Genomic DNA, 9,681 nt, shown 5'->3' with positions numbered 1-9,681 from the left:
TTTCACTTAATAAAAAACAAATTAACTTCTTCCTATTACAATCTAAAAACTCTATCATGAGACGAGTTTTAGACCTATTGCAGCACCTAAGACCATGCCTATAAAAATAAGTCTTCTCCAATCTTTTGATTCACCATATAAAAGCATACCTAAAATTGCTCCACCAGACGCACCAATTCCTGTCCAAATTGCATAAGCCGTACCCATAGGAAGTGTTTTCATTGAATAAGCAAGAAACACAAAGCTTGCTCCAAACGCGAGAGTTAGAAATAGCACCGATTGCCAATTACGGTCTTTATGCAATTTACTTATCATTACAACACCAAACATTTCAAATAAACCTGCAACAATCAAAGAAACCCACGCCATTAAGATTCAGCTCCTTCTTTATCGCTATCTTGAGTCACTAATTTCAAACCAACGACTCCACCTAATAAAACCAAAATTAAAAGCACTTTTGCTATTTTAAATGGTTCATCAAAAAATATGATGTCGGAAAAAACTGTTCCGGCTGTACCTAGTCCAACAAAAACCGCATAGACAGTTCCAACAGGTAGTTTTTTTCCAGCCATAATCATTAAATAAAAACTAACGATAATAGCAATAACTGTTCCAGTCCAAGTCCAAAAGTCATTTGCATGTTTTAATCCAATAACCCAAAAAACTTCGAAAAAAGCAGCGATTATTACTTTAACCCAATCTGTATTCATTTAACTAACACCTCCGTTTATATTCGTGTCCATCAAAAACAAAAAAAGCCCAAGAGATAACTGTTAAAAAACAGTTCCTCCCAGGCTTTTATCCTTCCGTGACACAGCATAGCTGTGAGTTTTCTCTCGGACCAGACCAACATTGACAGTTGCGGAACCCTAGAAAACATTCAAAGTATGTAATTACCTTGTATTATACACACTTTTAAATCGTAGTCAAATGTACAACATTATAAACAAGACATGATTTTAATTTACCTCGTGTACAATCACGTGTCCTTAATGGTCCAAAGTAGGCTGCTTTTTTTATCCATTTTATTTGAAGATTAAGCGCTATAAAAAAGGGTATTAAATAGTATAAGGAGAATTACTACTAAACAAAGGACAATAACCGAAAAAAAGGAAGTGCACCCATGACAAGCTGGAATACAGAAGCGATCGAATTACTTGAAAGGAAACCGAAGCAACAAAATTGGGGAGCAAGAAGAGCCGCAAAAGATAAGAAATATAAATCATCCTCCCAATTAGTGGATGATTATATCGTACTCGATTTTGAAACGACGGGTTTGCGTGCTGGCGCTGATAAAATCATTCAAATTGGTGCCATTAGGTATGTAAATCATGAAGTGAAAGACATGTTTAATACGTTCATCAACCCCTTCCGTCATATCCCAGAGACAGTTACACGACTTACAGGCATTTCAAACGAAACAGTTGAATTGGCACCGAGTATCAATCAAAAAATTGAAGAACTACTCGAATTCATCGGAGATTTACCAATCATTGCTCACAATGCATCGTTTGATATGGGTTTCCTTTATGCACTCGACAACATCGATGGCATAAGCATTCCCGAGTATATCGTCATCGATACCGTCAAACTAGCTAGAAAAAAAATCACCGAAGCCCCCAACCATAAACTAACCACATTGACAGAATTTCTACAGGTCGAACACGATGCCCATGATGCCATCGGCGATTGTGTGGCAACAGCAGCCATTTATCAATATTGCGTGAAAAAGCATTTTTAAAATAAACTCGCATAATCTACTAAGTCGGCTCTAACTGGCGGCGGATTTTTGTTAAGGTAAGAACAGGAAATTAAATGAATGGAAAGGGGGAAATTAAAGTGAGGAAAAATGTGTGGGCCATCTGTACAGCATTAGTTATAAGTTTAGTTTACGGCACAATTGTAGGCGAGGCAGAGGTGAAAAAGCCGACACATTACATAGGACTTCATGATCGATTATTGGACTTTAAAGACGTCCAGGTCATCGATAACGATATGAAGATCCCACTTAGCGAAATCACAAAAGTACTCTACATCCCAGTAGAAAAAGAAGAAGGCATCACTTATCTTCGAAAAAGAGGCACCGTTATCAGCTATGATGCTTCAACAAAATTGACATCGAAAGACGGTGTGGAACTCAGTTGGACTCCAATCGTCGACGTCAACGGCACACTCTACATTAGCGCAAAATACATCGCAAAAGTGACGGGATTCAAAGTAGAATACATCCAAAAAATGAAAACGTTGCGTATTTATCGTGATGACTACGAGCATATGAGCCATGCAGATTACGAAAAACATGTTAAACAATTGTTGGATAAAAAACAGCCGGCCAAACCACCAGTTAAGCCAGAAAAGCCTGGAGCGAAATCCGAAACAACAATCTACTTGACCTTTGATGACGGCCCCAATAAATTCACAACAATCAACAACGCAACACTGAAAAAATATAACGTCCACGGTACATTCTTCTTCCTAGGAAAACACATGAAAAAAAACGAGGACATCGTTAAAACAGTGGCTGGCGATGGTAACTACATCGGCACGCACAGCATGACACACGACAAAGACAAAGTATATAAATCCACCAAATCATTCATCGATGAAATGACCGAAGGAACCAAACTAATCAACAAAATGATCGGCATCGATGCTAAACTACTCCGTGTTCCATACGGCAGTAAACCGCACGTCACACCGGCCATGAAAAAAGAGCTCAACCAATACAACTACAAAATGTGGGACTGGGACGTCGACTCCAATGACTGGAAATACACCGACAAAGAAGCTGATAAAATCGTTAAAAACGTCCGTGACGGTGTCGATAAAGCCAATAAATCCGGCGACCGTAACATCATCGTCCTGCTACACGACCGCAGTCAAACAGCAAAAGCCCTACCAGAAATCATCGAATGGCTACAAAAAGAAGGCTATACCATCAAAACATACGAACCCGAGCACCACATCATCCAAAACTTCTTAAGCGACACCACATTATAACCAAAAAACCGCCTCTTGCAGGCGGTTTTTGTGTGTGGGAAAACGGGGAGCGAGCATATCTCCAGGTAATCGATCATATCTCTCGCAGAACCGAGCATATCCTTAGGCAAACGATCATATCTCGCACGCAACCGAGCATATCCTCATGCAATCGATCATATCTCTCGCGTAACCGAGCATATCCTCAGGCAATCGATCATATCTCTCGCGTAACCGAGCATATCCTCATGCAATCGATCATATCTCTCGCGTAACCGAGCATATCCCAAGGCAAGCGATCATATCTCTTGCATAACCAAGCATATCGCCAGGCAAGCGATCATATCCTCGGGCAAGTGATCATATCTCCCATTCAACCGAGCATATCCTCGGGCAAACGATCATATCTCCCGCAGAACCGAGCATATCTCGGCGCGAGCAATCCAAAAATAATTAGAAAGGAAGCTTTTGGCCACGGCCAAAAGCAGATTTAAGTCAAATGCATAGATCTAAAATCATACCACCCGCCAAAGCGGGAAACCGATCATATAGGATGTTGAACCAATCATATAACCTGTTCAACCAAGCATATACCTATGCTACCGATCATATCTCCAATTGAACCGAGCATAACCCTGAGCAACCAATCATAAACCCCACAGAACCGAGCATATCCTAAGCCCAACCAATCATATCCAGCACCCGACCAGCCAACGGTAAATCAATACACCGCCCACCAAAAAGAGCAAGTGCTCAAATCTCAAATATATACCCAAAAACCCTATCAAATATCAATCATGCCACTGTTTAACAAATACATAATTCGGCTTTGGCGAAAAGTATATAAAAACACTGAAAATTCTGATATCATTTTTAAGAGGTGATAAAAAATTGATTTATAAACAAAGATCAATGCCGAAAATACTAATTGGATTAAGTGCATTAATGCCCCGATTACAGCCGTCACATGCCGAAATGCTAAGAGTCAGAGAGGACTTTCGAATTCGAAAAGCAGGCTATGGTGGGGAGCAACACTTTGACAAGCATCTATTAGAATTCAAACCCCATTATCCACATGCTATCTTGCACGACGTCTGCTTGAAACAGAACGGCGTTTATTTTCAGATGGATTCGGTACTTATTACGCCAGCTTTCATTCTTATTATCGAAGTGAAAAACATTGCTGGGAAAATTATCGTGAAATCAAACCCCACACAGTTCATCCAAGAATCCCCGACAGGTGAACGAAAAGTGTTGAGCAACCCCATCGCTGAGCTCAATCGCAAGCAATTATTTCTCAATGAATGGCTCAAGCAAAGGAAGATCGATATCCCGATTAGCGGACTTGTTACTTTCGCATTCACCAATGAGTTAATCTTCGAAAACGTTCCCGAAACTAAAATCACATTCACCAATGAAACTCCGACTTATTTGTATTCCTTATCCGTCGATAAAGAAATCATAAGCAAAGATACCATACGGAAATTGGCATTCGAATTAAGAAATAACCATCAAGAATATGATCCTTTCCCATTAGCCAAATTGATGAATATATCCCCAATTGATATTTTACCCGGAGTCATTTGTCCGGCATGAAACACTAGAGGAATGAAGTGGAAGCCTAGAAAATGGGCATGTCCGACGTGTAATCATACTGGACCTGAATATCATATTGCGGCGCTTGCAGATTGGAGATGTCTCATGGGCAACCGAATAACCAACAGGGAATTCAGGAGTTTCATGTTGCTAAATGACAGACAAGTAACAACGAGATTCCTTGCCCGATCCGGACTATCACACGAAGGAAAGGGGAAAGGTAGTTTTTATATCATGAATGAAAATACAAATAAGCATGAGTCGGCGCTTCATGAACTTTGAAGCGCTTTTCTACGAATAAAACTAGTAATCCGTCCAATGAAAACAGCCTTTAAAATAGTATTCAATCAAAACTAGCACCAAACCAATCATATCCCGCATGCATCCAAGCATATCCCCGGCCAAGCGATCATATTCCGAATACAACTGAGCATATCCCAAGGCTAGCGATCATATCTTGTACGTAACTAATCATATCCCAAGCCAAGCGATCATATCTCCCATACAACCGAGCATATCCCAATCCAAGCAATCAAATCTCCCATCCAACCGAGCATATCCCAAGGCTAGCGATCATATCTTGTACGTAACTAATCATATCCCAAGCCAAGCGATCATATCTCCCCTACAACCGAGCATATCCCAATTCAAGCAATCAAATCTCCCATCCAACCGAGCATATCCCAAACCAAGCAATCAAATCTCCCATCCAACCGAGCATATCCCAAACCAAGCAATCAAATCTCCCATCCAACCGAGCATATCCCAAGCCAAGCGATCAAATCTCCCAAGCAACCGAGCATATCCCAAGCCAAGCGATCATATCTCCCAAGCAACCGAGCATATCCCAAACCAAGCAATCATATCTCCCAAGCAACCGAGCATATCCCAAACCAAGCAATCAAATCTCCCAAGCAACCGAGCATATCCCAAGTCAACCGATCATATCTCCCAATCAACCAATCATTTCCCCACATCCACATCCCCCTAAAAAAACTTCGCCTCCCTAAACACCTCCATCTCCAGTATAATAAACTCACAGAACTATCCAACATCAAAGGGGGAACCACCAATGGACTACCTTTACAACCCAAATCCATCCATACGCCATACCGCCTTCGCGAAAAACGGCATGGTCGCAACCTCACAGCCACTCGCTGCACAAGCTGGCATTGAAATTATGCGTAGGGGAGGCAACGCAATCGATGCGGCAATCGCGACCGCGGCTGCACTTACCGTCGTCGAACCAACATCAAACGGTATCGGCGGCGACGCATTAGCACTCGTTTGGGTCAACAATAAATTGCACGGCCTCAACGCTTCCGGCCCGGCACCGCAATCTCTCACAATCGACGCCGTAAAAGCGCAAGGCCACGACAAAATGCCAGTCTACGGCTTGACGCCAATCACCGTTCCAGGCGTACCCGCAGCATGGGCGGAACTCGCGCGCAAATTTGGCAATCTACCATTGAAAGAATCACTCGAACCAGCCATCCGCTATGCCGAAGAAGGCTATCCGCTCACACCGATTCTCGGCAAATACTGGAACGCTGCCTACAAAAAATACAGCACTTCATTTACAACAGAAGAATTCGATGCATGGTTCACCACATTCGCGCCCGACGGTAGAGCACCAGAAATCGGTGAACTTTGGAAATCACCAGATCACGCCGCCACACTACAATCCATTGGGGAGTCAAATGGAGAATCCTTCTACACGGGGGAACTAGCCGACAAAATCGACACCTTCATGCAACAACACGGTGGCTTTCTCACAAAATCTGATCTGGCAAACTACCAGCCAGAATGGGTAGAACCCGTCTCTACAAACTACCGCGGCTACGACGTTCACGAAATTCCGCCAAATGGCCAAGGCATGATCGCACTCATGGCACTCAACATCCTCACGGAAATGAACAGCCCAGTGCCGCACGACACGCAATCGCTTCACGAACAAATCGAAGCTATGAAGCTCGCATTCACAGACGGCCAAGCATTCATTACCGAACCAACTGATATGCCAATCAAACCCGAACACCTTCTATCAAATTCGTATGCACAACAACGCGCCGCCAAAATCACAGCAACCGCAACATGTCCAGAACCGTATGAACTACCAAAAGGCGGCACAGTTTACCTTGCAACGGCAGATAGGGAAGGCAACATGGTATCCTTCATCCAGTCGAATTACATGGGCTTTGGCTCCGGTATCGTCATTCCCGGCACAGGAATCGCACTCCAAAACCGTGGCGCCGACTTCTCGCTAAATCCGAATCACCCAAATGCACTAAAACCGGGCAAACGAACATTTCACACCATCATCCCAGGTTTCCTCACAAAAAACGGACAAGCCATCGGACCATTTGGTGTCATGGGTGGATACATGCAACCGCAAGGCCATTTCCAAGTAGCCATCAATACAATCGATTACAAATTAAATCCACAAGCAGCCCTCGACGCACCGCGCTGGCAGTGGATAAAAGACAATCTAGTCCACGTCGAACCGGGCTTCCCGAACCATCTCGCCCAAGCACTGACAAGACTTGGTCACCAAATCCAGCCAACCCTCGACTCAGGCTCATTTGGTCGTGGCCAAATCATCTGGCGAAATCCTAAAACCGGCGTCCTATCAGGCGGCACCGAATCCCGAACCGACGGAGCAATCGCCGTCTGGTAAAATATTTCATCGAACCCGCATAAGAATTACTTAGGCGGCTACTACCAAGCTTTAAAAGGTGTATACTTAAGCATCATCAAACCCGACACATAAGAAATAACGTTGCGAAGTACCCAATAAACGTTGTTTACTTCTAGTAAAAAGTTGCCATCTTACCCTACAGTATTTCCAACAACCAATCATCACCAAATCACCAACTAAAGGAGGGGACTGCCCCATGTGGAGAATCTACGCACTCCTCACTACCGCAATGCTTATCTGGGGATTTAACCTGCCACTCCTCAAATATCTGCTCATATATGTCGGTCCAGTTACCATGACAACATTCCGTATCCTGCTCGCAGGCATAACGGTATTCATCATCCTGGCGGCGTTCAAAATGCTTCGTCTGCCGACAAAAAATGAATGGAAATACATCATAGGAGGCGCGATGCTCAATGTTGTCCTCCATCATTATTTCCTGAACATGGGACTTGTTCGCACGACCGGCACAAACGCGGGACTGATACTCGGAACAGGCCCCGTCCTAACGGCGATCTCCGTCGCACTTATCATGCGGAATTACCCGTCTAAAGTGCAATGGCTTGGTTTCTTAGTCGGCCTAGGCGGCGTCAGCTCCGTCGTTTTAGCAGGCGGAGGAATTGGCGGTCTCGCGCTCGGTGATAGCTTCATTTTCATTTCAATCGCCGCTCAAGTATTATCATTCCTAGTCATCGCAAAAGCAGCAAAAACACTGGATCCACGTATCATGACCGCTTATATGATGGTAGTCGGCAGCGCGGTACTACTCATCATTAGCCTGATTCAAGAACCCGGTGAAATCAAAGCATTTGCCACCGTACCACCCATGTTTTGGCTCGGTTTCGCAGCAAGCGCCATCATCGGCACAGCTGTCGGACACATGCTCTACAACTACGCAGTCGGAAAAGTCGGCCCAGCCAAAGCCGCCATCTTCATCAACTTCAACACCATGTTCTCCCTAATCGGCTCAGCACTATTCCTTGGCGAAATCATCACCTATCGCCATCTCATCGGCCTAGCCCTCATCATTGCCGGCGTTATACTAGGATCCGGCGCCGCAGAAGATCTATGGAAAAAACGTCGTGCACACAAAGTTGAGCAGATTGATAAAAACGTTGTCTAGTCTACTAAACCCGCCGTTTACATTCTAGATTAAGAGACATTTCTTTTGAATAAACAATCACCACCCAATCAGCCATCCGGACCACCGGATGGCTTCCTTTATGCCCTTCAACTCTAAAAGTAGAAGTCAAAAGCTAATTAGAAAAGGGCAGTCCCGAATAAAATAAAGAAGTTCACAACGTATCCGAAAAACTAAGCAACGTATCAAAGAAACTAAACAACGCATTCCTGGAACTAAACACCGTATCAATCAAACAAAACAACATACCGATCAAACTAAACAACACATCCCAAAAAGTAAGCAACATAACAACTAAACCAAACAAACCCTCCTGCCCAACCCCTTGCCACCTCACTCAAAACCTGCTAATCTACCACTGAACAAAGAATATTCAGACCACCGAAAGGAGTGAATCCCTATCTACACAACACGCCAACCGCCGGACGATCTCATACCCCTGAAACGATTGCTCGCCCGGCTCCCTGACAACCACCAGCAGTACAAAACAATCAGTAACAAATTATACCAGGCGAAATCCGGCCATTCCGGCGAACTTAAAGTCGACCGTATTCTCAACGAAATCGACTTCCCCAAAGGTACCGCCATCATGAAAAACATAACCGTGGATATCAACCCCAATTTCCGCGTCCAGCTAGACACTCTAATCCTAACCCCAAAACGCGCAATCCTATTGGAAATCAAAAATTACGCTGGCACCGTCCTATTCGACGAAGCATCCGGAAAAACTACCAAAATCTCTGGCGACGGCGCAATCGAAAAATTCGACTGCATCATCCATCAGCTAGACCGCGCTACGTACGCCGTCGAAAAATGGCTCAACCAAAAACAAATCGATTTACCCGTAGAACCAATCCTAGTAATGGCAAATCAGCGGACGGAAATCCCCAAAATGCCCTTATCCACACCGCTCAAATTCGCGAAACAGCTACCCAGATATATCCGAGGACTCCCGGACATTCCAGACGAACTCACGCCGCGCCAAATCGCAACAATTGCCAACCAACTTTATAGTAACCAAGTCAAATGGAAATGATTTCCCGCTAGCGAAAAACACAGCATCTCACCAGTCGAGTTAAAAAAAGGCGTCCTTTGTCCCGACTGTAACGCCATCATGCCAAGAACCCAAGGCCGCACATGGATTTGCAACTCTTGCGGAAAACCCAACAAAGGTGCACTCGAACAAGCCGTCGCCGACTGGTACCTGCTCATCAGCCCAACACTCACAAACAAACAGCTCCGCCAATTTCTCGAATTAAACTCAAAT

General features: G+C 44.1%; 9 protein-coding genes and 1 riboswitch. Of the genes, 6 read left to right on the top strand and 3 right to left on the bottom strand.

The genetic code is table 11. The annotated features are described in order from the left end of the window. Window positions 1-54 precede the first annotated feature (54 nt). Both MKY15_RS04715 and MKY15_RS04710 read right to left on the bottom strand, forming a co-directional pair. Entirely contained in the window at window positions 55-369 is a 315-nt protein-coding gene (locus MKY15_RS04715; protein ID WP_067213040.1) for a multidrug efflux SMR transporter, read from the bottom strand. After that, the gene (locus MKY15_RS04710; protein WP_342539167.1) at window positions 369-710 is read right to left on the bottom strand and encodes a multidrug efflux SMR transporter; all 342 of its coding nucleotides are present in this window, start codon (window positions 708-710) and stop codon (window positions 369-371) included. Before MKY15_RS04710 ends, MKY15_RS04715 begins: the two co-directional genes overlap by 1 nt. 75 nt (window positions 711-785) lie before the next feature. Further along, a riboswitch (guanidine-I (ykkC/yxkD leader) is annotated at window positions 786-884 on the bottom strand. 239 nt (window positions 885-1,123) lie between these two features. On the opposite strand from MKY15_RS04710, the gene MKY15_RS04705 reads away from it, so the two are divergent. The 5 genes from MKY15_RS04705 (at window position 1,124) to MKY15_RS04685 (ending at window position 8,396) form a co-directional block, all read left to right on the top strand. Continuing rightward, window positions 1,124-1,741: an exonuclease domain-containing protein gene (locus MKY15_RS04705; RefSeq protein WP_338654988.1), complete on the top strand. Its 618-nt coding sequence runs from the start codon at window positions 1,124-1,126 to the stop codon at window positions 1,739-1,741. Between the two features lie 98 nt (window positions 1,742-1,839). Continuing rightward, entirely contained in the window at window positions 1,840-3,000 is a 1,161-nt protein-coding gene (locus tag MKY15_RS04700; RefSeq protein WP_342539166.1) for a polysaccharide deacetylase family protein, read from the top strand. A gap of 870 nt (window positions 3,001-3,870) precedes the next feature. Beyond that, a complete protein-coding gene (locus MKY15_RS04695) occupies window positions 3,871-4,575 on the top strand; it encodes a nuclease-related domain-containing protein (RefSeq protein WP_342539165.1) in 705 nt (234 codons plus the stop codon). Between the two features lie 1,072 nt (window positions 4,576-5,647). Further along, the gene (locus tag MKY15_RS04690) at window positions 5,648-7,252 is read left to right on the top strand and encodes a gamma-glutamyltransferase family protein (protein ID WP_342539164.1); all 1,605 of its coding nucleotides are present in this window, start codon (window positions 5,648-5,650) and stop codon (window positions 7,250-7,252) included. 217 nt (window positions 7,253-7,469) lie between these two features. Next, the gene (locus MKY15_RS04685) at window positions 7,470-8,396 is read left to right on the top strand and encodes a DMT family transporter (RefSeq protein WP_187045904.1); all 927 of its coding nucleotides are present in this window, start codon (window positions 7,470-7,472) and stop codon (window positions 8,394-8,396) included. Window positions 8,397-8,568: 172 nt separating this feature from the next. Here MKY15_RS04685 and MKY15_RS04680 read toward each other — a convergent pair whose 3' ends face one another. Next, entirely contained in the window at window positions 8,569-8,751 is a 183-nt protein-coding gene (locus MKY15_RS04680; protein WP_342539163.1) for a hypothetical protein, read from the bottom strand. A 111-nt stretch (window positions 8,752-8,862) separates the two neighbouring features. On the opposite strand from MKY15_RS04680, the gene MKY15_RS04675 reads away from it, so the two are divergent. Beyond that, window positions 8,863-9,450 (top strand): nuclease-related domain-containing protein, encoded by a 588-nt coding sequence (locus MKY15_RS04675; protein ID WP_342539162.1) that lies wholly within the window; start codon window positions 8,863-8,865, stop codon window positions 9,448-9,450. Window positions 9,451-9,681: the final 231 nt, after the last annotated feature.

Origin of the sequence: Sporosarcina sp. FSL K6-1540, assembly GCF_038620285.1 — a bacterium.
Lineage (GTDB): Bacteria > Bacillota > Bacilli > Bacillales_A > Planococcaceae > Sporosarcina > Sporosarcina psychrophila.
This window is presented reverse-complemented; position numbering and strand designations above follow the sequence as displayed.

Bases quoted from the DNA above. Each gene is read 5' to 3' on its own strand.
- MKY15_RS04705 (WP_338654988.1), top strand. From the start codon at position 1,124: ATGACAAGCTGGAATACAGAAGCGATCGAATTACTTGAAAGGAAACCG.
- MKY15_RS04690 (WP_342539164.1), top strand. From the start codon at position 5,648: ATGGACTACCTTTACAACCCAAATCCATCCATACGCCATACCGCCTTC.
- MKY15_RS04715 (WP_067213040.1), bottom strand. From the start codon at position 369: ATGGCGTGGGTTTCTTTGATTGTTGCAGGTTTATTTGAAATGTTTGGT.
- MKY15_RS04685 (WP_187045904.1), top strand. From the start codon at position 7,470: ATGTGGAGAATCTACGCACTCCTCACTACCGCAATGCTTATCTGGGGA.
- MKY15_RS04710 (WP_342539167.1), bottom strand. From the start codon at position 710: ATGAATACAGATTGGGTTAAAGTAATAATCGCTGCTTTTTTCGAAGTT.